General features: G+C 70.3%; 18 protein-coding genes. 11 read left to right on the top strand and 7 right to left on the bottom strand.

The window, feature by feature from the left end:
- Both ACFOY6_RS06515 and ACFOY6_RS06510 read right to left on the bottom strand, forming a co-directional pair.
- A partial coding sequence (locus tag ACFOY6_RS06515) for a general stress protein (RefSeq protein WP_379649656.1) occupies positions 1-335 on the bottom strand: 335 nt, incomplete at its 3' end.
- A 42-nt stretch (positions 336-377) separates the two neighbouring features.
- Entirely contained in the window at positions 378-809 is a 432-nt protein-coding gene (locus ACFOY6_RS06510) for a PepSY domain-containing protein (protein ID WP_181378211.1), read from the bottom strand.
- 276 nt (positions 810-1085) lie between these two features.
- Between ACFOY6_RS06510 and ACFOY6_RS06505 the strand changes: the two genes are divergently transcribed.
- Complete coding sequence (locus tag ACFOY6_RS06505; RefSeq protein WP_379649654.1) at positions 1086-1754, top strand: transglycosylase SLT domain-containing protein; 669 nt, start codon at positions 1086-1088, stop codon at positions 1752-1754.
- Between the two features lie 29 nt (positions 1755-1783).
- Here ACFOY6_RS06505 and rfbA read toward each other — a convergent pair whose 3' ends face one another.
- The 3 genes from rfbA to ACFOY6_RS06490 form a co-directional block, all read right to left on the bottom strand.
- Positions 1784-2656 carry a glucose-1-phosphate thymidylyltransferase RfbA gene (rfbA, locus tag ACFOY6_RS06500; RefSeq protein WP_379649652.1) on the bottom strand — a complete coding sequence of 291 codons (873 nt, stop codon included), beginning with the start codon at positions 2654-2656 and terminating at the stop codon, positions 1784-1786.
- A gap of 243 nt (positions 2657-2899) precedes the next feature.
- Complete coding sequence (gene rfbC / locus ACFOY6_RS06495) at positions 2900-3484, bottom strand: dTDP-4-dehydrorhamnose 3,5-epimerase (RefSeq protein WP_379636486.1); 585 nt, start codon at positions 3482-3484, stop codon at positions 2900-2902.
- Positions 3485-4151: 667 nt separating this feature from the next.
- Entirely contained in the window at positions 4152-5138 is a 987-nt protein-coding gene (locus tag ACFOY6_RS06490; RefSeq protein WP_181378209.1) for a Bug family tripartite tricarboxylate transporter substrate binding protein, read from the bottom strand.
- A 647-nt stretch (positions 5139-5785) separates the two neighbouring features.
- On the opposite strand from ACFOY6_RS06490, the gene ACFOY6_RS06485 reads away from it, so the two are divergent.
- The 5 genes from ACFOY6_RS06485 to ACFOY6_RS06465 all read left to right on the top strand — a co-directional run bounded on the left by ACFOY6_RS06485 (position 5786) and on the right by ACFOY6_RS06465 (position 16347).
- Positions 5786-8596, top strand: coding sequence for an AMP-binding protein (locus tag ACFOY6_RS06485; RefSeq protein ID WP_379649649.1), 2811 nt, complete (start codon positions 5786-5788; stop codon positions 8594-8596).
- 140 nt (positions 8597-8736) lie between these two features.
- Positions 8737-10482 carry a transglycosylase domain-containing protein gene (locus tag ACFOY6_RS06480; RefSeq protein WP_379649647.1) on the top strand — a complete coding sequence of 582 codons (1746 nt, stop codon included), beginning with the start codon at positions 8737-8739 and terminating at the stop codon, positions 10480-10482.
- A 301-nt stretch (positions 10483-10783) separates the two neighbouring features.
- Positions 10784-14347: a PAS domain S-box protein gene (locus ACFOY6_RS06475; RefSeq protein ID WP_379649645.1), complete on the top strand. Its 3564-nt coding sequence runs from the start codon at positions 10784-10786 to the stop codon at positions 14345-14347.
- 114 nt (positions 14348-14461) lie between these two features.
- The gene (locus ACFOY6_RS06470; RefSeq protein WP_379649643.1) at positions 14462-14809 is read left to right on the top strand and encodes a DUF2946 family protein; all 348 of its coding nucleotides are present in this window, start codon (positions 14462-14464) and stop codon (positions 14807-14809) included.
- Between the two features lie 155 nt (positions 14810-14964).
- A complete protein-coding gene (locus ACFOY6_RS06465; protein ID WP_379649641.1) occupies positions 14965-16347 on the top strand; it encodes a PepSY-associated TM helix domain-containing protein in 1383 nt (460 codons plus the stop codon).
- An 83-nt stretch (positions 16348-16430) separates the two neighbouring features.
- Here the strand turns inward: ACFOY6_RS06465 and ACFOY6_RS06460 are convergent, their stop codons facing one another.
- Positions 16431-17228, bottom strand: a complete 798-nt coding sequence (locus tag ACFOY6_RS06460) for an IclR family transcriptional regulator (RefSeq protein ID WP_379649639.1) — start codon at positions 17226-17228, stop codon at positions 16431-16433.
- A gap of 242 nt (positions 17229-17470) precedes the next feature.
- On the opposite strand from ACFOY6_RS06460, the gene ACFOY6_RS06455 reads away from it, so the two are divergent.
- Genes ACFOY6_RS06455 through ACFOY6_RS06435 form a run of 5 tightly spaced genes read left to right on the top strand, consistent with a single transcriptional unit; the run spans position 17471 to position 22638 of the window.
- The gene (locus ACFOY6_RS06455; protein ID WP_379636504.1) at positions 17471-18469 is read left to right on the top strand and encodes a Bug family tripartite tricarboxylate transporter substrate binding protein; all 999 of its coding nucleotides are present in this window, start codon (positions 17471-17473) and stop codon (positions 18467-18469) included.
- Positions 18466-18897, top strand: a complete 432-nt coding sequence (locus ACFOY6_RS06450) for a tripartite tricarboxylate transporter TctB family protein (RefSeq protein WP_379649637.1) — start codon at positions 18466-18468, stop codon at positions 18895-18897. The genes ACFOY6_RS06455 and ACFOY6_RS06450 overlap by 4 nt, the downstream gene beginning before the upstream one ends.
- Positions 18898-18903: 6 nt before the next feature.
- A complete protein-coding gene (locus tag ACFOY6_RS06445) occupies positions 18904-20415 on the top strand; it encodes a tripartite tricarboxylate transporter permease (protein ID WP_109518087.1) in 1512 nt (503 codons plus the stop codon).
- A gap of 37 nt (positions 20416-20452) precedes the next feature.
- Positions 20453-21412 carry a hydroxymethylglutaryl-CoA lyase gene (locus ACFOY6_RS06440; protein WP_379649635.1) on the top strand — a complete coding sequence of 320 codons (960 nt, stop codon included), beginning with the start codon at positions 20453-20455 and terminating at the stop codon, positions 21410-21412.
- Positions 21409-22638, top strand: coding sequence for a CaiB/BaiF CoA transferase family protein (locus tag ACFOY6_RS06435; RefSeq protein WP_379649633.1), 1230 nt, complete (start codon positions 21409-21411; stop codon positions 22636-22638). Before ACFOY6_RS06440 ends, ACFOY6_RS06435 begins: the two co-directional genes overlap by 4 nt.
- A 27-nt stretch (positions 22639-22665) precedes the next feature.
- Here the strand turns inward: ACFOY6_RS06435 and ACFOY6_RS06430 are convergent, their stop codons facing one another.
- Positions 22666-23730 carry an FUSC family protein gene (locus tag ACFOY6_RS06430; protein WP_379649631.1) on the bottom strand — a complete coding sequence of 355 codons (1065 nt, stop codon included), beginning with the start codon at positions 23728-23730 and terminating at the stop codon, positions 22666-22668.
- Between the last annotated feature and the right edge of the window lie 297 nt (positions 23731-24027).

Genomic DNA, 24027 nt, shown 5'->3' with positions numbered 1-24027 from the left:
GCGCCCGCGCCGGCGTCGGTCAGCGCCGCCAGCAGCGCGCCCACCGCGCCCACCGGCCCGATGCCGGGAATGGCCAGGGCGCCAAGGCCCGCCGCCAGCCCCGCGCCGCCGCCCACCAGCGTGCCCAGCGTGGCGCCGATGCCGGCACCCGACTTGGTATGCTCCTCGGAATGGTGTTCCGTCGAGGGGTCCACCGCCGGGGTGGTGTCGCGCTTGGCGTCGTTGGCGACGATGCCGACATCGTCATGCGAGAAGCCCGCGGCCTCGAGGTCGCGCACCGCCGCCATGGCGTGCTCGCGCGTGTCGAAGAGCCGGGTAATAGTCCTGCTGGCCATGATGTTTCCTCTTCTTGTGCTAGGTCAAAAGCCGGCGCGCGCTCAGCGGGGCGCGGCGTTGCCGGTCACGACATTGCCCTGGAAGTCGAGGCCAACTTCGGCCGTCTGGCCGTTGCGCATCGCACGGCCGCGCCAGACGCCCTTGTCGTCCTTCTGCAGCCCCTGAACATCCGTGTAGCCGGCGGCCTCGATGCGGCTGCGCGCCTGGCCTTCGGTGAAGCTGTTGGCGCCCTCGGCCGGCGTGGCCGTGGTGGGCGGGTTGTCGGTGCCAGGCGCCGCCGCGCCGCGGTTCGGCGCCACGTCAGGCGGCGCGACCCGGCCGGGCGTGGTGGTGGTGCCGGGAGTGCCCTGACCCATGGTGGTGCCACCGCCCCCAGGGTTGGAGGGCGAGCCGACAGTGCCCTGCTGCGCCATTGCGGCCGGTGCCACCATCAGCGCCGCGGCAAGGACCATGGCCATGCTTTTCGACTGCATGCGATCTCTCCCATTGTTCTTTCGTCACGGCACGGGGTGCCGCATGGCAGAGGAACGGCCGACGTCTCTTTTCGTTGACTGACGGGCGGAAAAAATATCCAAGCTTTGGCTTGTCTTTATTGATGAATTCTTCTTGGACTTGCGTTGAATCCAAGGAACAGGCCAGCGCGCCCGTCTCCCGCGGCCGCCGCCAGGCACCGGGACGGAGGCAGGGAGAACTCCGAAGGATTATGCGAAAAATTAATCCGTCCTGTGCCTCATCGGCGCATGACATGTGTGCCTGTTCTTCGGATTCTGCTCCCGGTCCTGCTGGCGCTGGCCCGCTGGCCCGGCGCCTGGGCCGGGACGGCCGATTGCAATACCGCAATCCGGGCCGCGGAGCGGGCAGAGGAGCTGCCGCGCGGCCTGCTGGCCGCCATGGGCCGGGTGGAAAGCGGGCGGCGCACGGGCCGCGGCAATGTCGAGCCCTGGCCCTGGACGGTCAATGCCCGCGGCGAAGGCCATGCCTTCGAGACACGCGGCGAGGCGCTTCGCAAGGTACGCCGGCTGCAGATGGAAGGTGTCCGCCTGATCGATGTGGGCTGCCTGCAGATCAACCTTCACCATCACCCGCAGGCTTTCGCCTCGCTGGAGGAAGCCTTTTCTCCCCAGGCCAATGCGCGCTATGCGGCGCGGTTCCTGCGCCGGCTGAAGGAGCGCCAGGGCGACTGGATGCGCGCCGTGGCGCATTACCATTCCGGCCAGGCTGAACGCGGCGGAGCCTATCGGCAGCGCGTCCTGCTGGCGATGCGGGGTGAGCCGCCTCCCGCTTCCCGCACCGAGGCGGCCCGTGCGCCATCCTCCGTCTCCCGCCCGCACCCGCGGGCGTTGAACCCGGAGGGATCGGGCGAGGCTTCGCTCTGGCTGCGCGCCGCGGAAGCATTGCCCGGGCCGGGGCGGCGATGACCGCCCCCCCCGGAAGGGCAGCTACCGCCTTATCGGTGCGTCTTGGCCAGGCGCAGCAGGTGCTGGCCATACGCCGTCTTGGCGAAAAGGTGGCCGCGCCGCTCCAGCTGGTCGAGATCGATGAAGCCGTTCAGGAAGGCCACTTCCTCAAGACAGGCGATCGGCAGGCCCTGGCGCTGCTGGATGGCGCGGACGAACTCGCTCGCATCCAGGAGGGAGTCGTGGGTGCCTGTGTCGAGCCAGGCATAGCCCCGCCCCATGCGCTCCACCTGCAGCTTGCCGGCTTCCAGGTAGCGCTGGTTGACATCGGTGATCTCCAGCTCGCCCCGGCTGGAAGGCCTGATGGAGGCCGCGATGTCGATGACGGCATTGTCATAGAAGTAGAGGCCCGTGACCGCCCAGTTGGATTTCGGCTGGGCAGGCTTCTCCTCGATGGAGATGGCGCGGCCCGTCGGGTCGAAATCGACGACGCCGTAGCGCTCCGGGTCATCGACGTAATAGGCGAAGACCGTGGCGCCATCCGTCCGCGTCGCGGCCTGCTGCACCATGGCGGACAGGTTGGCGCCGTAGAAGATGTTGTCGCCCAGAACCAGCGCGACCGGATCCTCGCCGATGAACTCCCGCCCCAGCAGGAAGGCCTGTGCCAGCCCCTCCGGCTTCTCCTGGACCACATAGCTGAAAGACACGCCGTACTGGCTGCCATCGCCCAGCAGGCGCTTGTACATCTCGATGAAGTCGGGCGAGGAGATGACCAGGATTTCCCGTATCCCCGCCAGCATCAGCACGGAAATCGGATAGTAGACCATCGGCTTGTCGTAGACAGGCAGCAACTGCTTGTTGACCGCCAGCGTGGCCGGATGAAGCCGCGTGCCGGAGCCTCCGGCGAGCACGATACCTTTCATAGCCTCTCAGAATTCCTTTGCCTCTCGGGGGATTTGATCGGGCCATCGCCCAAAGCGCTCGCTGCCGGCCGGCTTCCGGAAGACGCGGCGGCTATAGCCGCGTGGCGCGGGGCTGCGCCACCCTCTTCCTCGCTCCCCGGAACGGAGTGTCCGCCACGGCCGGGGGCGCCGCCAGACTGGCATGGGCTGGGCCAATGCACCGGGCGAAGGGCTGGCCCGCATCGCGGCGCCCCACCATGGCGCTCAGGGAACCAGCGCATCTCCCAGCGGCAGCAGGGGCCGGCCGTCATAGGCAAAGGGGCTGTCGAAGCCGCGCAGCGACGGCTGCTTCTGGTCCTTCTCGGACAGGATGGCGGCCGCGGCGTCGAGCGGCCACGCGATGGCGATGTCGGGATCGTTCCACATCAGGCCGCTGTCGCAGTTTCTGTCGTAATAGTTGGAGGTCTTGTAGGCGACCTCCGTATCCGGCTCCAGCGTCATGAACCCGTGCGCGAAGCCGATGGGAACCAGGAGCTGCTCGCCATTCTCGGCCGAGAGGATGCGGCTCACCCACTGCCCATAGGTCGGCGAGCCCTTCCGGATATCGACCGCCACGTCGAAGATCTTCCCCCTCAGGCAACGCACGAGCTTGTCCTGCGCGAAGGGCGGGGTCTGGAAGTGCAGGCCCCGCAAGGTTCCGACTTGGCCGGAGAGGGAATGATTGTCCTGCACGAATTCCAGCTTCAGGCCGGCCGCCGCGAAGCGCTCCTTGTTCCAGGTTTCGGAGAACCATCCCCGGGAGTCCCCGAAGCGTTTGGGACGGACAAGCTGGACCGGGTTGGCTGACATCATTCGTTTCCGTTACAAAGAAGATTTAATATTTCAGGCTTTTATAGATCATAAAAATTGCCGTGCAACAGGATTTGATAAACGATCTTTATTTGAGTTATATCAATAAATATATCATCTTGTAGAAAATATTCTACAAATATTTGTAGATGTCAGAAATATTCTATAATATTTTCACTTGTTTATCCGGCTGGTGCCCGCTTTTCTCTTCGGATTTGCTCCACCGTACACTCCACCTGTGCCGCTTTCGTCGCGCGTACAAAGCGCGGGGGCGGTTCAAGGCCAATGTCAGCGATGAACAACAGGGAAGTGTTCATCGTACGGTCTGTCGGAGAGGGCGCCGCTTGGCCGCCTTGCCTCGCCTTCTGCACCAACCCGCTTTTCCTGCCGAGGACGCTGCGGATGCAGGATCTGGCCGCTGATCCAGGCGGCATCCAGCCCTGGCCTCGCCCCGGGGGCATCACGGGGGAGGACGCCAATCCCTCATCCAGCATGTCTCTCCGGTCCGGAGCCGGCGCGCGCAAGGCAATGCCGGACCTCGGCCGGGCCGCCGCCCGGAGCACCAGCCACATGGGCTTCGCGCGCCCGGCAAGCGGCATCCTGGCCGTCCGCCCCGGGCGGCCAGGCGCCCACGGCTCCCCTTCGCAGGACAGGGCCGAGGCAGATCTCAGTTCGCCGTGATGCCGCTCTCCCGGACCAGCGGCTCCCATTTCGCCATCTCCGACCGGAGCCAGGCCGCGGCACTGGCGGGCGTGCTGTCGGAGCGCGGCTGGACCGAAAGCTCGGTGAAGCGCTGTTGGACATTGGGCATGCGCACCACCTTGTTCACCGCCTGGTTCAGCGCGTTCACGACCTCCTCCGGGGTGCCGGCCGGCGCGAAAAGCATGTGCCAGGTGTACGCCTCGTAGCCGGGCAACCCGGCCTCGGCGAAAGTCGGCACATCGGGCAGTTGCGGCAGACGCTGCGCGGAGCTGACCGCGAGCGCCCGCGTGGCGCCGCTCTGCACGCTGGCGATGCCATCGGAGGCGACGTTGAGGAACATCGTCAAGTTGCCGTTCAGCAGGTCCGGCATGGCGGGGGCCGAGCCGCGATACGGGATGTGGTTGACCTTCAGATCGCCTGCCTGCCGCAGGAACAGCTCGGTGGCCAGATGCACCGCCCCGCCGGCGCCGGAACTGCCGTAATCGTACCGGCCGGGCTTGTCGCGGAACAGCGCGATCAGCTCCTGCAGGTTGCGCGCCGGAACGTCCTTGTTCACCATCAGCAGCATCGGCACCGTGCCGACCAGCGCGACCGGCCGGAAATCGGCCACCGGATCAAAGCTGAGGCTGGAGAAGAGAGGCCGCAGCACCGCATGAGCGATGGTGCTGTAGAGTATGGTGTAGCCATCGCGTGGCGCCTTGGCCACGGTCTCGGTGCCGACCACCACGCCGGAGCCCGTGCGGTTCTCGACCAGCACGCGTTGCGGCAACACATTGGTCAACCCGTCCGCCACCAGGCGTGCGGCGACATCGGTGGGGCCGCCCGCGGCGAAGGGGCAGATCAGGCGTACCGGCTGGCTGGGCCAGGCCGAGGCCGCCACGGGCGTGGCGCGTGCCGCCGCGACCAGGCCGCCGAGCGTCGGCAACAGCAGGCGACGATGAATTCCAGGCATGCTTCCTCCTTGCAAACTCGCCCGGCCCCAAAGCGGGGCTGACGGCGCAGCAGGAGTCTTTCCGCCCCAGTGCAGGCTGCGCCACAGGCCGGGTCAGTGTCGCGTAAACGGCTTCGGGGCACTATCCCAAAGCGTCCATCCCGCCTCTCCTCGGGTTCCGCGTCTGGAGCCGCTGCCGTGGTGGCGAGCATCGCGCCGGCGGCAAGGCAGGCAGGAGGTTCCTGGCATCCGGACCTCGGCGCAGGCGGGGGCGTACAGGAGAAGGATACGGAAAAACGATTCTGCGGCCAGCCCAGCCAGGGCGCATCGGCTGGCTCCGGGCGGCTGCGGGGCGGTTTTCAACCAGGAAAACTTCCTGAAAAACCGTAATCTACTATGAGTAGATTACCATTAATATTCCTTGAATATTTTAATGCGCCTAAATAATTGAGCAATGTCAACAAGGTGTTACAGAAAGCGGCGCTGCGCTGCGCTGTATGGTGGGAGATGCTCCGCCTGCATCCTGAAAGCGGCAGGATAAGGGGCGGCGAAACTCGAACCCGGTTCGCTTCTGCGGCTGCTTTCCGCGCAGGTACAGCAGCGTCCGGCTTTGCTTTGAAGGATTATGCACGGTGCACTTACCGGCAGCAGCAACCGGCCACGGCAAAGTGGAACGCCGCGATCTCTTCGGCCACATGGCGTTGTTCGGATCCGATCTGGCCGTTGTTGACGAGACCGGCCGGGCCTGGTCCCACAAGGAGTTCGCTGCCTTCGCCGATGCCGCCTGCGCTTCCCTGCCACGGGAGCGCTGCCTGATTGCCGTGCAAGCCTCCAACACGCTCCGCTCCCTGGCAGCCTATGTGGGCGCATCGCGGGCCGGGCACGCGGTGCTCCTCCTCAAGGACACGGAGGGCGAGGACTCCCCGCTCGCGATGCGCTTCCAGCCCGATTTCCTCTACACTCTGGAAGATGACCGCTGGCACCCGCGGCAATCCCCTTCCACGGCCGGGCTGCACCCCGACCTGGCGGTGCTGCTCGCCACATCCGGCTCGACGGGAGAGCCGAAGCTGGTTCGCCTCTCCAACAAGAACCTTGTCTCCAACGCGCTCTCCATCGCGGAGTACCTGGAGTTCGCCCCCGGAGAGCGGGCGATCACCACACTGCCGTTCCATTACTCGTATGGAATGTCGGTCATCAATTCGCACCTGGCCACGGGCGGCGCCATCATCCTGAACGAGGCATCGCTCACGGAGGATGCGTTCTGGCAGCGGTTCGAAGCCTTCGGGGCGACGAGCCTCGCCGGCGTGCCGCACAGCTTCGACCTGCTCGAGCGGGGCGGCTTCCTTGCCAAGCCTCCTCCGGCCTCCCTGCGGTACTTCACCCAGGCGGGGGGCAAGCTGCCGCAGGAGACGGTGCGCCGCTTCGCGGATTTCGCCGAAAGGCATGGCCGCCGCTTCTATGTGATGTATGGCCAGACGGAGGCGGCGCCGCGCATCGCCTATGTGCCGCCCGCGCTGGTGAAGCAGTATCCGGTCGCCATCGGCGTGCCGGTCCCTGGCGGAGCGATCTCTCTCCTGGACGAGCACGGCGCCCCGATCGACGCCCCGGGCATCGAAGGCGAGCTTGTCTATGCCGGCCCGAACGTCATGATGGGCTATGGCCTGAAGCGGGCGGACCTTGCCGGGGGCGCCGAGCTGACCGAGCTTCGCACCGGCGATCTGGCCGTCCTCAACGCCGACGGCCTGTACACGATCACGGGGCGGAAGAGCCGGTTCATCAAGCCTTTCGGCCTGCGCATCGGCCTCGACGACATCGAGGCGCGGCTGCGCCAGGCCGGCATTGCCGCCGCGGTGGCCGGCGATGACACGGGCTTGCAGATCGCGGCGGTTGCGCCGGCCTCGGCTGAGGCCGTGGCCGATCTCGTTCTGCGCCACCATGACCTGCCGGCCGCCAGCATCCAGGTCATCCAGCTGCCCGAGATTCCGCGCCTTCCTTCCGGCAAGATCGACTATGCCGGCATCCGCGGGATGTTCGCCGCACGGGCGGCCGCCACGCGCCTGTCCGAGCAGCGCCTCTCGCTGCACGCGGCCTTCGCCAGGCTTCTGGGCCACCCCGATCTGGGCCGGGACCAGTCCTTTGCTTCCGCCGGCGGCGACTCGCTCAACTACATCAACGCCTCCCTGCTCATCGAGGAGCATCTGAACTTCCTGCCCGAAGGCTGGGAGCAGATGACGATCCGCGAGCTCGAGGCCATACCGCGCCGCCAGGCCGGCGATGCGGCCCAGCAGGCGGGCCCGTCGAAATTGTACTTCCTCGACCAGGTCCGGGCCGCCCTCATGCTGCTGGGCATCCCGTTCCATGCAGCCCTGGCCTATATCGACTTTCCCTGGATCGTCAGGGCGGGCGAGCCATCGGCTTTCCTGACGGGCTTCGCGGATTTCATCAGCACCTTCCGGATGCCGGCCTTCTTCCTGCTGGCCGGCTTCTTCGCGATGATGTTCGTCGATCAGCGGAACGCCATGAAATGGTGGCGGCAGCGGACGGTTCAGCTGGGCGTCCCGCTGATCTCGACAATCCTCCTGCTCAATCCCCTCATGATGCTGGCCTACGTCCTGAACAACGGCTCCGGCACGGGCGTCCTGTCCGGCTGGCTGTCGCGGCTCGGCACGCCGGGCCCGCACTGGATCGAGCACGTCTGGTTCCTGATCTTCCTGATCGTCTATACGCTCCTGCTGGCGCTGCCATACCGCTTCGGGCGGCCAGACTCGGTCTCGCGCATGGCTTCCGCCGCCGGCAGCCTGATCTTGGGGAGCCGCGTGAACCTGGCCCTCGCCGCCATCGCCGCCGGCGTCTTCAGCATGCTGAGCGTGGCCGTCCTCAAGGTCCTCGGCATGACCTTCATCTTCTGGAACATGATCTACCTGAGCGAGATGGCTTCCCTCCTCCCTGTCTTCGCCATGGGATGCCTGCTTGCCGCGCGCAGGGAATACATTGAGCGCTTCGCCTCCATCGACGGCCCGGCCGTTGCGCTGGCGCTGGCGGGAACGGCCACCCTCATGCAGATTCATCTGCGCGAGGAGGCCGTCTATCGCGCGCTGACGTTCTTCCTCGTTCCCCTGACCGGCATCTACTGGTCGAAGATCCTGCTCTTCGTGGCGCTCCGCTGGCTCGACACGCCGAACGTCTGGGTCCGCAAGCTCGTCAACGCCTCCATGACCATCTACCTGGTCCACATGGTCATCATCGTGTTTCTGGGCGCGGCCTTCGCCCTGGTGGATCTGCCTCCGGTCGGCGAATTCCTGATCATCACCGTGGCCACCGGGGTCCTGTCCCTGGGCTTCCACCAGCTCGTATCCCGCAACTGGCTGCTCATGTTCCTCTTCACCGGCATCGCGAAGGGCCGCCAGAGCAGGCCTTCTCAGGCACGGAACGAGGCCCATCCCCTGATCCCGGGGCCTCTGTCGCAATCCCGCCGGTGAGGCAGGCCCTGGGGCACCGAAGCCTCGGGGCGCCGCATGTTGTTAGCTGCCGCTGCCCCCCCCCTGGTGTACCAGGGGGCATGCACCGGCCCTGTTCAAATCCTCTGACCGTGTCTCTCGACCGGAGACGCTTTCTCGCATTGCTCGGCCTGGCCGCCGCGGCGCCACGCGAGGCCGAGGCGCTGGAGTTCACGGATGCCGGCCGTCTCGTCACCGACAATCGTGAGAACGGCGTGCGGATCCTGAGCGCGCAGGGCGAGTTCGTCGGCGCGCGCGGCGCGTATTACGGCCCGCCCGTGCCGTTCGCGCAGTTGCCGAAGCACCTGATCAACGCACTGGTGGCCAGCGAGGACCGGCGTTTCTACGACCATTGGGGCCTGGACCCGCGGGCCATGGCGCGCGCCGTCTGGTCGACGCTCACGGGGCGCACCCAGGGCGGCAGCACCCTGACCCAGCAGACCATCAAGGAGATCTACCTCAAGGAGCACAGCCCGATCGTGCGCAAGCTCCTGGAGGAGCCGGTGCTGGCGCCGATCCTGGAGCTGAACCTGAGCAAGGAGGACATCCTGTTCGTCTATCTCAACAGGGTCTTCTTCGGCGGCAGCGCCTATGGCATCGAGGCCGCCGCGCGGGTTTACTTCAACAAATATGCCCTCAGCCTGAGCGTGCTGGAATCGGCCATGATGGTCGGCCTGCTACCCGCCCCCAACCGGTACAACCCGCACCGCAATTTCGAGCTCTCGCGCGACCGTGGCTTCCGGGTCATCGAGCAGATGGTGGAGGCCGGCTCCCTCTCGCGGAGGGCGGCGGACCGCGCCAAGCAGCAGGCTGTCGCCATCGCCCCATCGCGATCCGCCTGGGGCGGTGTCTATCCCCGCGGCACGCAGATCGGCTGGTTCGCGCGCTGGGCGGAGGCGGAGGCCAATGGCAATTCCACGCCTGAAGGGCGGCAGGGTACGAGGACCATCTCCACCACGCTGGACATGAAGATCCAGGCGGCCGCCGAACGGCACATGCAGCAGGCGCTGCGCCGCCATGCCGGCGCCGGGCAGATCGAGGAGGGCGCGGTGGTCGTCATGCGGCATGACGGCGCCGTGGTGGCGCTGGTGGGCGGCCGCGACTACAGGCAGAAGGAATGGGACCACGCCACGCAGGCCAGGCGGCAGCCGGGCTCCGTGGCCAAGGTGTTCGTGTATCTGGCGGCCCTCCAGGAAGGCAGCACGCCGGACAGCATGGTCAGCGATGCCGCCCTGGAGCTGGGGGGGCGGCCTGTCAGGAATTTCGACGACAGGTATCTCGGCGACATCACCCTGGCCGCCGCGCTGGAGAAATCCTCCAACACAGCCGCCGTCCGCGTGGCGATGCGGAACACCGGGGCGGTCCGCGCCCTGATCAGGACGATGAACATCGACGACGATCCGGAAGGCGAGGCGGGCGACCTGGCGCTGGGCACCTACGAGGCCAGGCTGGTCGATCTCACCGCGGCATTCGCCAGCATCGCCAACCACGGCCGGATGGTCGTGCCGTATTCGGTGCAGAAGGTCCAGGATTCGGCCGGCACCGAGATCCTGACGCGCGTGCTGCCAGCACGGTCGGAGATCAGGCAGGCCCTGGCCCCGCGCCATGCGGATGCCATGCGGCAGATGCTCTCGGGCGTTGTCGAGCGCGGCACCGGAAAGGCCGCCGATCCCGGCTTCTGGGCGGGGGGCAAGACGGGAACGACCACCGCCAACCGCGACGCCTGGTTCATCGGCTTCACCGAGGAGTACGTGGCCGGCATCTGGCTCGGCAATGGCGACAACAAGCCGATGCAGGGCGTGTCCGGCGGCGGGCTGCCGGCGCAGATCTGGCGTGCCGTCATGATGGACATCGGCAGGGGCTCCTGACGGGGCGCGCAACGGCCGGCGGCGCGGCGCAACGCCCGCGGGCATTCCGGCCGGCTTCCGTCTCGGAGCCGGCTCCGGTCCGGAGTGCCGGTTTCCGTCCGGGGGGCTGCTCTGCTATGGCGTGGGTCATGTCCATCATCGGGCCGGCAATGGTCTTACCCCTCTCCGAAGGCCGCCGCGCCCGCGTGGCCCGGGCCACCGGCGCGCCGGCCAGGAGAGCGCCCCGCGTTCCGGGGTGGGGCCACCGCCCCGAGCCGCCCCGGCAGCCTTGCCGGAGGGGGCCACGCCGGTGAGCGAAACCATGGCCCAAGGCCAGCAGATCCTGAACGGCGCCATCGACCCCGCCATCATCAGCTTCGACCTGGAAGGCCGGATCACCAGCTGGAGCGAGGGCGCCCGGCACATCCTCGGCTGGACCGAGGCGGAGATGCTCGGCGCCCCGGCCGACCGGATCTTCACGCCGGAGGATGTGGCCGGCGGCAGGCCTGCCCTCGAGAGGGACGAGGCCCTCCGCACGGGGCGCGGCCGCGACGAGCGCTGGCATGTCCGCGCCGACGGCTCGCGGGTTTTCACCCAGGGCGAGATGATGGTGCTGCGCGCCGGGACGGGCGCCGCCTCCGGCTTCATCAAGACCCTGCGCGACCGTGGCGGACAGCGGCGGGTGGACCGGCCCCTGCGCGGCAGCCAGGACTGGGCCGCGGCCGCCCTCGGGACGGGGCTGGTCGGCTTCTTCGACTGGGATGTGGCGGCCGGCCTGGTCCGGGCCGATGAACGCTTCGCCACGCTCCATGGCCTGGATGCCGCCCGGCTGGCCGAGGGCATGCCGCTGTCGCAGGTGCTGGCGGCGGTCCATCCTGAGGACCGGGTTTCCGCCGAGAGGCTCTCCGCCACCCTGGCCGGGCGCGGGGAGTACACCAGGCAGTTCCGCGTCGTGCCCGGGGCGGGAAAGGCCCGCAGCGTCCTCATGCGCGGCCGCTGCTACGAATGGGACGGCAAGCAGGCCCTGCGCTTCACCGGCATCGTCATCGACATCTCGGCCGCCCTGGACGCCCAGGAGGCGCTGCGGGCGAGCGAGGCGTTCAACCGCCAGGTGCTGGCCAGCTCCCCCGACTGCATCAAGGTCCTCGATCTCGACGGCACGCTGCGCTTCATGAGCGAAGGCGGGCTCCGGGCCATGGAGATCGACGATTTCGCCGCCTTCAAGGGATGCCACTGGCCGGATTTCTGCCATGGCTACGAGCGGGGTGCGCTCCAGGCGGCGCTGGCCACCGCCAGGGCCGGCGGCCGGGGCCACTTCCAGGGCTATGCCGACACCGTGAAGGGCAACCGCCGCTACTGGGACGTGGTGGTGACGCCGATGCTGGATGCCGGGGGCCGGCCGGACCGGCTGCTGGCGATCTCCCGCGACGTGACGGAGGCGCGGGCCGCCGGCGAGCGGATCGGGCTGGCGCTGGACACGGGCGTCGTGCTGGGCACCTGGGTGTGGGACGTCGCCCGGGACCAGCTCACCGGCGATGCCCGCTTCGCCGACACCTTCGGCCTCGATCCGGAGGCCCTGACGACAGGCCTCGCGCTGCGCGCGGCCGCCGCGGCGATCCACCCCGATGATCTGGCCCAGGTCGCGGAGCGGGTCGGGCAGGCCGTGTCGCGGGGCGGGCCGTATCGCGCCGAGTACCGCGTCCGCCGGCCCGACGGCTCCTGGCGGTGGATCGAGGCGAATGGCCATTGCGAGCTGGATCCGGCCGGGGAACCCACGCGCTTTCCGGGCATCCTGATCGACATCGACAGCCGCAAGCGGCAGGAGCTGCGCCAAGCCGCGCTGATCGAGCTCGGCGACCATCTCCGCGGCCTCAGCCATCCGGCCGCCATCGCCGCCGCGGCATCGCAGGTTCTCGGCGCGGCGCTGCAGGTGTCGCGGGCGGGCTATGGCAGCGTCGATGCCGCCCGCGAGGTGATCGAGATAGAGCCCGACTGGTGCGCCGGCCCGGGGATCGCATCGGTCGCCGGGCGGCACGCCTTCCGGGATTTCGGCTCCTACATCGACGACCTCAAGCGCAACGAGGTCGTCGCCATCCCCGATGTGCGGCAGGACCCCCGGACCGGCGCGGGCGTGGCGCGGCTCGGTGCCCTGCAGATAAGGGCGCTGCTCAACGTGCCGCTGATGAAGGACGGGCGGCTGGCGGCCGTTGTCCTCGCCCACACGGACGCCGAACACCCCTGGACGGAGGAGGAGGTCGCCTTCGCCCGCGCCGTGGCGGACCGCACCTGGGCCGCCATGGAGCAGGCCCGGGCCGGGGCGGAGCTGCAGCGGATCAACGAGACGCTGGAGCAGCAGGTGGCCAGGCGCACCCAGGAGCGCGACGGCATCTGGAACGCCTCGCAGGACCTGCTCGGCGTCGCCGATGCGCACGGGGTCTGGCTCAGCGTGAATCCGGCCTGGACCGACAAGCTGGGATGGAGCCGCGAGGAGATCCTCGGCCGCACCTCGGAATGGCTGGAGCATCCCGAGGACCGTGCCGCCACCCATGTGGCGGTGATCCGCCTCGCCGGCGGGTCGCGGGTGGCCGATTTCGAGAACCGCTTCCGGACCCGGAACGGCGGCTACCGCAGCTTCTCCTGGGTCGCGGTGCCGGTCGAGGGCAAGCTCTTCTGCTCCGCCCGCGACATCACCGAGCAGAAGCTCGCGGCCGAGCGGCTGGCACGGGCCGAGGAAGCGCTGCGGCAGAGCCAGAAGATGGAGGCGGTCGGCCAGCTCACCGGCGGCGTCGCGCACGACTTCAACAACCTCCTGACCGGCATCACCGGCAGCCTGGAGCTGATGAGCCTGCGCATCGGGCAGGGGCGGATCAGCGAGCTGGAGCACTATGTGGCGGCGGCGCAGGGCGCGGCCAGGCGCGCCGCCGCCCTGACGCACCGGCTGCTCGCCTTCTCGCGCCGCCAGACCCTCGCGCCGAGCCCGACGAACATCAACCGCCTCGTCGCCGGCATGGAGGAGCTGATCCGCCGCACGGTGGGGCCAGAGATCGAGGTCGAGGTCGTCGGCGCCGCGGGTCTGTGGCCGGCCCTGATCGATGCCAACCAGCTCGAGAACGCGCTGCTGAACCTGTGCATCAATGCGCGGGACGCCATGCCCGAGGGCGGGCGCATCACCATCGAGACGGCGAACCGGTGGCTGGACGAGCAGGCGATCCGGGAGCAGGACCTGGCGCCCGGGCAGTATCTCTCGCTCTGCGTCACCGACACCGGAACGGGCATGGCGCCCGAGGTCATCGAACGCGCCTTCGACCCCTTCTTCACCACCAAGCCCCTCGGCCAGGGGACCGGGCTGGGGCTCTCGATGATCTACGGCTTCGTCCGGCAGTCGGGCGGGCAGGTGCGGATCTACTCCGAGCCCGGCCAGGGCACGACCATGTGCCTCTACCTCCCGCGCCATCACGGCCCGGGGGAGGAGAGCGCGAGGCCGGACCTGCCCTCCGCCGCCCCGGGCGCCGGGAAGGGCGAGACCGTGCTGGTGGTCGATGACGAGGCCACCATCCGGCAGCTCATCTCCGAGGTGCTGGAGGAGCTGGGTTACGCCGTGCTCGAAGCGGAGGACGGCGCCGGCGGCCTCGGCATCCTCCAGTCCGATGCGCGCATCGACCTCCTGGTCACCGATGTCGGCCTGACGGGCGGCATGAACGGGCGGCAGATGGCCGATGCGGCACGGCTCGCCCGGCCGGATCTGAAGGTGCTCTTCATCACCGGATATGCCGAGAACGCGGTGATGGGAAGCAGGCCGCTGGAGGCCGGCATGCACGTGCTCACCAAGCCTTTCGCGATGGACATCCTCGCGCACCGGGTCACGACGTTGATCGCCGGCGGCTAGCCGGCGCGGAGGCCGCGGGCGCCCGGCCCGGAGGAAGCGCCTTGCCGTTTCCCTGGTGACAAGGCCAAGGCCGGTTGCTAGCCAGGCCGGGCCATGCCGCGCTCAGCCCGCCTGATGCTTCGTCTTCTGGCCGTGCTCCTGCTGGCGCAGTGGAGCGGCGGGCTGCCGGCACATCTGCGCGCCATGGCCGCCATGGGCGAGGCGGTGGTCATCTGCTCGCCGGATGGCACCTACACCCTGCACCTCGGTGCGGATGGCAGGCCGGCGAAGCCGGCCCCGGCAACGGCCATATGCTGCCTGCTCTGCCAGACGCCGGCAGGAGGAGACCTGGCGCCGCCGCCGGCCCTGCCGACGCCGCGCAACGTGGCCGCGCCGGAAGTGGCCATGGCCGCGGCCGTGCGGGCCTTCTCCTTCCGGCCGCTGCCCCGCACCCAGCATTCGCGCGCTCCGCCCGTCTCCTGAAGCCCTGGCCGCCTGCCGGCCGAGCCTTCCCGCATCTTCAGGAGATCTTCCATGTCCATTCTGCCCCCCGGGCGGATCGGCGCGGCCGCGTGCGGCTGCGCCGGCCTCTCCGCCCTTCATCCTGCGCCTCGACCTCTGGACCGGAGGGAGGGGGCATGACCGGCGATCCCCGCCCCGCCGCCTCCCCGGCCGTGGAGCTCAGGGCCTTCATCGCCCGCCTGCACTTCTATGTCGGGCTGTTCGTCGGGCCCTTCCTGCTGGCCGCTGCCCTGACGGGGGTGCTCTACGTCCTGACGCCGCAGTTGGAGGAAGCGCTGTACCGCCAGGCGCTGCGGACGGATTCCGCGGGACCTGCACGGAGCCTCGCCGCCCAGGCCGAAGCGGCCCGCGCCATCGCCGGCCCCGATGCGCGCCTGTTCGCCGTGCGCCCCGCGGCCGCTCCTGGCCGGACCACGCGCGTCATGTTCGTGGAACCGCAGCTCGGCGCATCCGAAAGCCGCGCCATCTTCGTGGATCCGGCGACCCTCGCCGTGAAGGGCGACCTCGTCGTCTATGGCACCAGCGGCATCCTGCCGTTCCGCACCACCCTCGACCATCTGCACCGCGACCTTCTGCTCGGCGAGCCGGGGCGCTACTACAGCGAGCTCGCCGCATCCTGGCTCTGGGTGGCGACGCTGGGCGGCGTGCTTCTCTGGGCCTGGCGGCGTACCGGCCGGCTGTCCCGGAAGGCCCCGCAGAATGCCCGCCTGCGCACCCGCCGGCTGCACGGGCTGATCGGCGTGTCGCTCTCTCTCGGCCTGCTGTTCCTCTCGGCGACCGGCCTCACCTGGTCGCGATGGGCGGGCGGGCGGATCGACGCGCTGCGCGGCGGGCTGGGCTGGGTCACGCCCTCCGTCTCGCTGAGCCTCGATGCGGCGGCCGCGCCTGCGATGGGCGACCATGCCCACCACCCTGCGGGTGCGCCCCCCGGCGTGGCTGGACAGGATGCGGCGGGGCATCTGGATGCCGTGCTGGCCGCCGCCCTGGCGGCGGGAATCGACTCCCCCATGGTGGAAATCCGCCTGCCGCGGCCCGGCGGCGCATGGCTGGTGCGGGAATACGACCGCTCCTGGCCCACCCAGGTGGACAGCCTCGCCATCGATCCGCGCACGATGCAGGTGACGAGCCGCGCGGATTTCGCGGGCTTCCCCCTGGTCGCCAAGCTGATCCGCTGGGGCATCGACATGCACATGGGGATCCTCTTCGGCGTGGCGAACCAGATCCTGATGGCGGCGCTGGGCATCGGCCTGATGGTGTCAGCCCTCCATGGCTACCGCATCTGGTGGCAGAACCGCCCTGCGCCGGGCGCGCTGCCGCGCAGCCTGGTCCAGAGCTGGTGCCGGTTGCCGCCGCGGACGCAAATCATCGTGGCCCTGGCCCTGGCGGCGCTGGGATGGGCCCTGCCGGTGGCCGGGCTCAGCCTGGCCGCCTTCCTGGCCGTGGATGTCCTGCGCTGGCGCCTTGCACGAACATCGGCACGCTCCCTGGCGGCCGAATAGCGCCGGAGGCAGGGCGCGCGGGGCCCACCCCCGGGCGCCCTGCGCGGCACCTTGCGCGGCACCTTGCGGCGCGCGGCCTGCTCCTACCCGCTGCCTGGCGGCTCCTCCCCGGGCGTCGCGCCGCACGGGCCGCTCGCGGAGAACACGGCCGCGTCGCCGCCCAGCGCCAGGGTCAGGCGGGCGGCCTCGCGGAACACCAAGCCGCGGATGCCGGCCAGCCGCTCCGCCTCCGAGAAGCGCGTGGCGGTGCCGGCGACGCACAATGCCCCGGCCAGCCGCTGCCCGGCACCGAAGACCGGCGCCGCCACGGCCGCCAGCTCGGGGTCGCGCTCGCCGATCGTGGCGGCGACGAAGGCGGGCTCCAGGGCGCCGGGCCCGGCTGCCCCGAAATGCCTCAGGATCCGCCCCGCCGCACCGCGGTCGATCGGCAGCAGCGAGCCCACCGGGATGTGGTCGCGCACCTGCCGCCAGCCATCGACCCGCATCAGGCACAGCCGCCGGTCGCCCTGCCGGATGTAGAAGGAGGCGCTCTCCCCCGTCTCCTGCGCCAGCGCCCGCAGGGTGGGCGAGAGCACCCCGTTGAGATCGACCGACCGTTCGTAGAGGCCGCCGAGGCGATAGAGGGCGGGGCCGAGGCCGTAGCGCCCATCCTCGTGCCGCAGCGCGAAGCGGTGCTGGATCAGCGTCGCCATGATGCGGGAGAGCGCGCTCTTGTAGAGGCCGGTGCGGCGGGACAGCTCCCCGAGCGTCAGCCCGCGCTCGCCCTCGCCATAGGCCAGCAGGACGCGCAGCGCCCGGTCCACCGCCGCGATGCCCCCCGCCTCGCCCGCCTCGGGCGGCTTCGCGGGGTCGTGCGGGCCCGGGAATGACTTGACAGCCATGGCAGGGAGTCCGAACCTGAAAAAGTGGAATGGCCGTCCTGCTGAATAGGACGCCATGCCCAGGCTGTAAAGCGGGCCGCAGAGCCCGGCGCGAAGGATTGGGGAAACACTGCCGGCCAAGCCCGCGGGCCCGCGCGAAGGGCCCGCTTCCGTGCCCCGGCGCCAATCGCCCCGGAGCCACCGCGCTCCGGCCGATGGACCGGCACGGGCTTCGCCGCGCCAGACAGGGAAGGACACGCCGCATGGACATCATCGCAGGCAGGCGCGCGCTTGGCGCGGGCATGCTGGGCCTCGCCGGGCTGGCCGCCGCGCGGCCGGCCACGGCCTTCGTCGGGCCGCGGCCCGAATGCCTGTCCCCCTCCGCCCCGGGCGGCGGCTGGGACTTCACCTGCCGCACGGTGGGGCGGCTGATGCAGGAATTGCAGGTCGTCGACCAGCCGGTGCAGGTGTCGAACATGCCGGGCGCGGTGGGCGCCGTCGCCTTCGCCAATGTCACCAGCCGCCGCGCCGCCGACCACAACCTGTTCGTCGCCACCAGCACGGTGGGGCTGACGCAGATCGCGCAGCGCCGCTATCCGGGGGACATCGACCGCGTCCGCTGGCTGGCCATGCTGGGGGCGGATACCGGGGTGATCCTGGTCCGCGCCGATTCCCGCTTCAAGACGCTGGCCGACTTCCTTGGCGCGCTGAAGAGCGACCCGGGCGGCATCGTCACCGGCGGCTCCAGCAGCCTCGGCGGCTACGACCATCTCCGCCTGCTGCTGCTGGCGCAGAAGGCCGGCATTCCCGCCGCCGACCTGAAGCGCTTCCGCTGGATCCACTACGATGGCGGCGGGCCGGCGGTGACGCAGATGCTGGGCGGGCATGTCGAGGTCGTCTCGACCGACCTGGCCGAGATCGCCGGCTTCGTCGAGGCGGGGCAGATCCGCGTCCTCGGCGCCATGGCCGAGGCGCGGCTGGCCGGCGCCTTCGCCGACATCCCGACCGCGCGCGAGCAGGGCTACGACGTGGTGGGGCTGAACTGGCGCGGCTTCTACACCGGCGGCCGCGTCAGCGACGAGCACTACAACGCCATGATCGCCGGGCTGAAGCGCGTCTATGACAGCGAGGGCTGGAAGGAGGCCGCGCGGCGCTCCGGGCTGCAGCCCGTCTGGCGCTCGGGGCCGGAGTTCGAGCGCTTCGTGGCCGGCATGGTGTCCGAGCTGCGCGGCCTGTCCCAGGAAATCGGCATCATCTCATGAGCGACCGGATCGTGGGCGTGCTGCTGGCGCTCTTCGCCGGCTGGTACGGCTGGGAGGCGGGGTCCTACAGCGTCGGCTTCGGCGACCCGATGGGCCCCGCCCTGTTCCCCGAGGCCTTGGCCCCGCCGATCGGTCTGCTCGGCCTCTACCTGGCCCTGCGCCCCGATCCCGAGCCGGAATGGTCGAGCGGGCGATACCTGCTCGCGCAGCTGGCCACGGTGATGGCGCTGGTGGCCTATGCGCTGCTGCTGCAGCCGCTGGGCTTCATCCTGGCCACGCTGCTGCTGGTGGCCTGCCTGACCGCCATGCTGGGCGCGCGGCTGCCGCAGGCGCTGATGGGCGGGGCGGCCACCAGCCTCGGCTTCTTCGCGCTCTTCGACTGGTTCCTGGGCATCCCGCTGCCGCCCGGCCTCGCCTTCGGAGGATAGGGCGCGATGGACACCCTCTTCTCCCTCGCGCACGGCTTCACCGTCGCGACGCAGCCGGTGAACCTGCTGGTGGCCTTCATCGGCTGCTTCGTCGGCACGGTGATCGGCGCCCTGCCGGGCATCGGGCCGGTGAACGGCATCGCCATCCTCATCCCGCTGGCCTTCAGCCTGGACCTCTCGCCCGTCTCGGCGCTGATCCTGCTGACCAGCGTGTATTACGGCAGCATGTTCGGCGGGCGCATCGCCAGCATCCTGCTCAACATCCCGGGCGATTCCTCCGCCGTCGTCACCTGCATCGACGGCTTCCCCATGGCGAAGAAGGGGCTCGCGGCCGATGCGCTGGCGATCTCCGCCATCTCCTCCTTCGCCGGCGGCACGCTGGCGACCATCGGGCTGACGGTGCTGGCGCCCACCCTGGCCATGGCCGCCATCCATTTCGGCCCGCGCGAATACTTCGCCCTCTATGTCATGGCCATCGTCATCGTCGGCGGCATTGCCACCGGCAACCCGGCCAAGACGCTGGTGGCCGGGCTGCTGGGCCTGGCCATCGGCACGGTGGGCATCGACCCGGCCACCGGCATCCCGCGCTTCACCTTCGGCGCCTACGAGCTGTACGAGGGCATCGACTTCGTCATCGTGGCGATCGGCCTCTTCGCCATCAGCGAGTTCCTCGTCTACATCGAGCAGCGGCGGTCCGGCCCGGTCGAGCAGGTGCCGGTGGGGCGGCGCAGCACGGCGCTGCGCCGGCTGACCTACCCCGCCACCTCGCTGCGCGCCGGGCTGCTCGGCTTCGTCATCGGCGTGCTGCCGGGCGCCGGCGCCACCCTGGCCAGCTTCATGGGCTACGCGCTGGAGAAGCGCGTCTCCGACAAGGACGGCACCTTCGGCAAAGGCGACCCGCGCGGCGTCGCCGCCCCCGAGGCGGCGGACAACGCCGCGGCCGGCGGCAGCCTGGTGCCGATGCTCACCCTCGGCGTGCCGGGCAGCGGCACCACGGCCATCATGCTCGGCATGCTCGTCACGCTGAACGTGCAGCCGGGGCCGCTGCTGTTCCAGCAGCAGCCGGAGATCGTCTGGGGGCTGGTGGCGGCGCTCTATGTCAGCAACGTCATCCTGCTGGTGCTGAACATCCCGCTGGTCGGCCTCTTCGCGAAGCTGCTCACCGTGCCGCCGCACTACCTGATGCCGGGTGTCGTCACCGTCAGCTTCCTCGGCGTCTACTCGGTCAACCAGAACTCCTTCGACCTGCTGATGATGGTGGGCTTCGGCGTGTTCGGCTACCTGCTGCGCAAGCTCGGCATCCCGCTCGTGCCGGTGGTGCTCGGCATCATCCTCGGCACGCCGATGGAGCAGAGCCTGCGCCGCGCCATGGCCGCGAGCGGCGGCGATGTCTGGACGCTCCTCGAAAGCCCGCTCGCCCTCGCCCTGCACGCCGTCACCGCCTGCATGATCCTTGTCGCCATCGTCCGGGAAGCCCGCCGCCGCCATGGCGAGGCCGCCGCCGCGCGCGGCGCGTGAACGCGCCCTTCCCGCCCCAGAAACGGAGTCGCCCCGCATGTCCGATCTTCCCAGCCACATCGAGATCTTCGAGGAAGGCCCGCGCGAGGGCTTCCAGATCGAGGCCGGCCCCATCGCGAGCGCGGACAAGATCGCGCTGATCGACGCGCTCTCCGGCACCGGCATACGCCACATCCAGATCTGCTCCTTCGTCTCGCCCAGGCTGGTGCCGGGCTGGGCCGACGCGGAGGCGGTGGCCGCCGGCTTCACCCCGAAGCCCGGCGTTGCCTACAACGCGCTGTGGTTCAACGAGGCGGGGCTGAAGCGCGCCCTGGCCTTCCGCGACCGGCTGAGCATGACCGGCTCCATCTCCCTCGCCGCCTCCGAGGCCTTCTCCCGCCGCAACCTCAACCGCGACAGGGCCGGCAACATCGAGGCGATGCGGCGGCAGACGGCGGCCCATCTCGCCGCCGGCATCCCGGTCGGGCGCGTCGGCGTGATGGCGGCCTTCGGCTGCAACTTCGCCGGCGACATCACCCCGGAGCAGGTGGTGCAGACGGTGGCCGACGGGCTCGCCATCGCCGCCGAGCACGGCCAGGCGATCCACGACCTCTCGCTCGCCGACACGATGGGCTGGGCGACGCCGGCGCGGATCGAGCGGGTGGTGGGGGCGGTGCGCGGGCGCTGGCCGGAGCTGACCCTGCGGCTGCACCTGCACGACACGCGCGGCCTCGGCATCGCCAACGCCATGGCGGGGCTGCGGCTCGGCGTCGCGCGCTACGATTCCACCGTGGGCGGCCTGGGCGGCTGCCCCTTCGCCGCGCACAAGGGCGCGCCCGGCAACATCGCCACGGAGGAGCTGGTGCTGCTCTGCGAGGAGATGGGCATCGCCACGGGCATCGACGCCGACGCGCTGATCGCGGCGGGGCACCTGGCCGAGCGCATCGTCGGCCACACCCTGCCGAGCGCCGCGCTGCGCGGCGGCAGCCTGGCCGCCTTCCGGGCGCGCGCCGCATGAGCGGCCCGCTCCCGCTCGCAGGGCTGCGCGTGCTGGAATTCAGCCACACCATCATGGGCCCCTGCGCCGGGCTGCTGCTGGCCGACATGGGGGCCGACGTGGTGAAGGTGGAGCCCGCGCCCGATGGCGACCGGACGCGGCGCCTGCCCGGCTTCGCCGCCGGCTTCTTCGCCACCTTCAACCGCAACAAGCGCAGCATCGCGCTGGACCTCAAGCACCCCGAGGGGCGCGCCACCCTGCACCGGCTCGTGGCGGACGCCGACATCGTGCTGGAGAACTATGGCCCCGGCACCATGGAGCGGCTGGGCTGCGGCTGGGAGGATCTGCACCGCCTCAATCCCCGCCTGATCTACCTGGCGCTGAAGGGCTACCTCGGCGGTCCCTACGGCAACCGCCCGGCGCTGGACGAGGTGGTGCAGTTCCAGTCCGGCCTCGCCTACATGACCGGCCCGCCCGGCCAGCCCCTGCGCGCGGGCGCTTCCGTCATCGACATCCTCGGCGCCGTCTTCGGCGTGACCGGCGTGCTGGCCGCGCTGCGCGAGCGGGAGCGGACAGGCGAAGGCCAGCGCGTGGGCAGCGCGCTGTTCGAATCCGCCGCCTTCCTGATGGGCTCGCACATCGCCGGCGGCGCCGCCATGGGCGAGCCGCCGCCGCCGATGCCGGCCCGCCGCGGTGCGTGGGGCATCTACGACGTGTTCCAGGCAAGCTGCGGCACGCAGCTCTTCATCGGCGTCACGAGCGACGCGCAGTGGGAGCGCTTCTGCGCCGCCTTCGGCCTGGAGGAGCTGGCGGGGGATCCGCGCCTCGCCACCAACGCGCAGCGGGTGCGGGAACGCGCCTGGCTGCTGCCCGCCCTGCAGGCGGCGGTCGGCGCCCTGGAATTCGGCGCGGCCACGCAGCGCTGCGCGGCGGCCGAGGTGTCCTGGTCGCCGGTCGGCAGGCCGGGGGACCTGCTGCAGGACCCCCATCTCACCGCCAGCGGCGGCCTGCTCTCCACCGCCATCGCCGCGCTGGGCGGCGGGCCGGAGGTGCCGCTGCCCGCCCTGCCGCTGGAGTTCGGCGAGGCGCGCAGCCGCGCCCCGCTGCGGCGGCAGCCACCCAGGATCGGCGAGCACACGCGGGAGGTGCTGCTGGCGGCCGGCCTGCCCGGCGAGCGGATCGCGGCACTCCAGCAGGCCGGCGTGCTGGCCGACGCGGCGGCGCCGGCGCGGCTGCAGCAGGCCTGACATGGCGCCAGGGGCGCGGCCCTGCTGCTAACGGCCGCAGGCCGGGATTTCCGCCCCGGCCGCCTGGTCCGCGGATGCCAGCGCCAGGAGATCCTCCACGTTGCGGCTCAGCTGCTGCCAGGCGAGGGACAGGCCGAGGATCTGCTCGGCCTCCTCGCGCTTCGCCTGGCTCAGCTGGCCTTCGGCGCGGAGGCGCTCGACGAGCCTGCCCACCTCCTGCGCCAGCGCGTCGAAGCGGCTGGCCGCCGGCGGAGGCTTGCCGCAGGTGAGCGCCTGGCCGGCCTCGTACAGGAAGCGCTCCGCTTCTCCCGCGGCCTGCCGCACCGGCGCGGCCATGGCCTCCCGGACCGCATCCGGCAATGGCCGCGCGCTGAGGCGGTCGGCCATTGCCAGCGTGTACCACAGCCGCTCCACCTGGTTCAGGAGGGAGGACAGAAGGACGTATTGCTCCTGCTTCCGCCGCAGGCGCGTCTGCCGCGACATGGAGCCGGCCAGGGCCAGCTCGCGCGCAATGCGGGCGTGCAGCGGATGCAGGTCCCGCTCATCCTGCGACAGCAGCTTGTCCATGCAGGCGCTCAGCAGCGCGCCGCAGCCGGCCAGGGCCTGCACCAGATGCTGCTCGGCCGCGCGGTGGGCCTGGCGGGGGAGGACCAGCACGCTGGCCAGCGCGCCGGCGGACGCGCCGAGGCCGATGGCGGCGATCTTGAGCAACCCGTCCTCGACCAGCTCCGTGCCCGGGGCGACGGTCAGGACGGCGACGGGTACCAGGCCGTAGTTGAGTTGCGGCCTGACGCCGGCGATCAGGCTCATGATCCCGACCCCCGCCACCAGGGAGAGGATCGTCCGCCACGCGCCGGTGCCGATCACCGACACGCAGAGCAGCGCCAGGAGGGCGCCCAGCACGGCACCCTGGACCCGGTCCATCGCCGCCGTCAGGGTGCCGCCGATGCTGCCCTGGATGACGAACAGCGCCGAGAACACGGCCCAGGACGGTTCCGGCAGATGCAGCCACAGGGCGGCCGCGTAGGTGACCAGGACCGCCAGGACCGTCTGCACCGCCAGGCGGGCCGGGTCCCCCCGGATCAGGCCCAACCCCCGCGCGCAGGAGCCGAGGATGCGAGGCCAGCGGAGGCGGCGCTGCCCGGAGGATGCTGAGGAGCCCTTCATGAGGCCGCAACCGCCAGGCCCGGACTTTGTTCCTCGGCCCTGCCCTCCGCGTCCGGGCGGTCCGGCCACGCAGAGAGGTGGACGGCGGCCCTGGAGCCCCGCCGCAGCGCCCGGCAGGCCGGGACCGGCAATCGATCCGGTCGATCGCGCCAATCGGAAAAAATCGTTTCTATCGATCCCATGCCGCGCATAACCTTCCCCCAAAACACCTGGGAGGAAGTC

It is taken from the genome of Teichococcus aestuarii (assembly GCF_042651065.1).
In the GTDB taxonomy this organism is placed as follows: domain Bacteria; phylum Pseudomonadota; class Alphaproteobacteria; order Acetobacterales; family Acetobacteraceae; genus Pseudoroseomonas; species Pseudoroseomonas aestuarii.
Note: the sequence above shows the minus strand (reverse complement) of the source record. Positions and strands in the feature narration are given on the sequence as shown.

Coding starts and splice junctions, on each gene's coding strand:
- rfbC (WP_379636486.1), bottom strand. CDS start 3,484: ATGTCAGCCAACCCGGTCCAGCTTGTCCGTCCCAAACGCTTCGGGGAC.
- ACFOY6_RS06510 (WP_181378211.1), bottom strand. CDS start 809: ATGCAGTCGAAAAGCATGGCCATGGTCCTTGCCGCGGCGCTGATGGTG.
- ACFOY6_RS06455 (WP_379636504.1), top strand. CDS start 17,471: ATGGACATCATCGCAGGCAGGCGCGCGCTTGGCGCGGGCATGCTGGGC.
- ACFOY6_RS06490 (WP_181378209.1), bottom strand. CDS start 5,138: ATGCCTGGAATTCATCGTCGCCTGCTGTTGCCGACGCTCGGCGGCCTG.
- ACFOY6_RS06440 (WP_379649635.1), top strand. CDS start 20,453: ATGTCCGATCTTCCCAGCCACATCGAGATCTTCGAGGAAGGCCCGCGC.
- ACFOY6_RS06475 (WP_379649645.1), top strand. CDS start 10,784: ATGGCCCAAGGCCAGCAGATCCTGAACGGCGCCATCGACCCCGCCATC.
- ACFOY6_RS06460 (WP_379649639.1), bottom strand. CDS start 17,228: ATGGCTGTCAAGTCATTCCCGGGCCCGCACGACCCCGCGAAGCCGCCC.
- ACFOY6_RS06470 (WP_379649643.1), top strand. CDS start 14,462: ATGCTTCGTCTTCTGGCCGTGCTCCTGCTGGCGCAGTGGAGCGGCGGG.
- ACFOY6_RS06435 (WP_379649633.1), top strand. CDS start 21,409: ATGAGCGGCCCGCTCCCGCTCGCAGGGCTGCGCGTGCTGGAATTCAGC.
- ACFOY6_RS06465 (WP_379649641.1), top strand. CDS start 14,965: ATGACCGGCGATCCCCGCCCCGCCGCCTCCCCGGCCGTGGAGCTCAGG.
- ACFOY6_RS06445 (WP_109518087.1), top strand. CDS start 18,904: ATGGACACCCTCTTCTCCCTCGCGCACGGCTTCACCGTCGCGACGCAG.
- rfbA (WP_379649652.1), bottom strand. CDS start 2,656: ATGAAAGGTATCGTGCTCGCCGGAGGCTCCGGCACGCGGCTTCATCCG.
- ACFOY6_RS06450 (WP_379649637.1), top strand. CDS start 18,466: ATGAGCGACCGGATCGTGGGCGTGCTGCTGGCGCTCTTCGCCGGCTGG.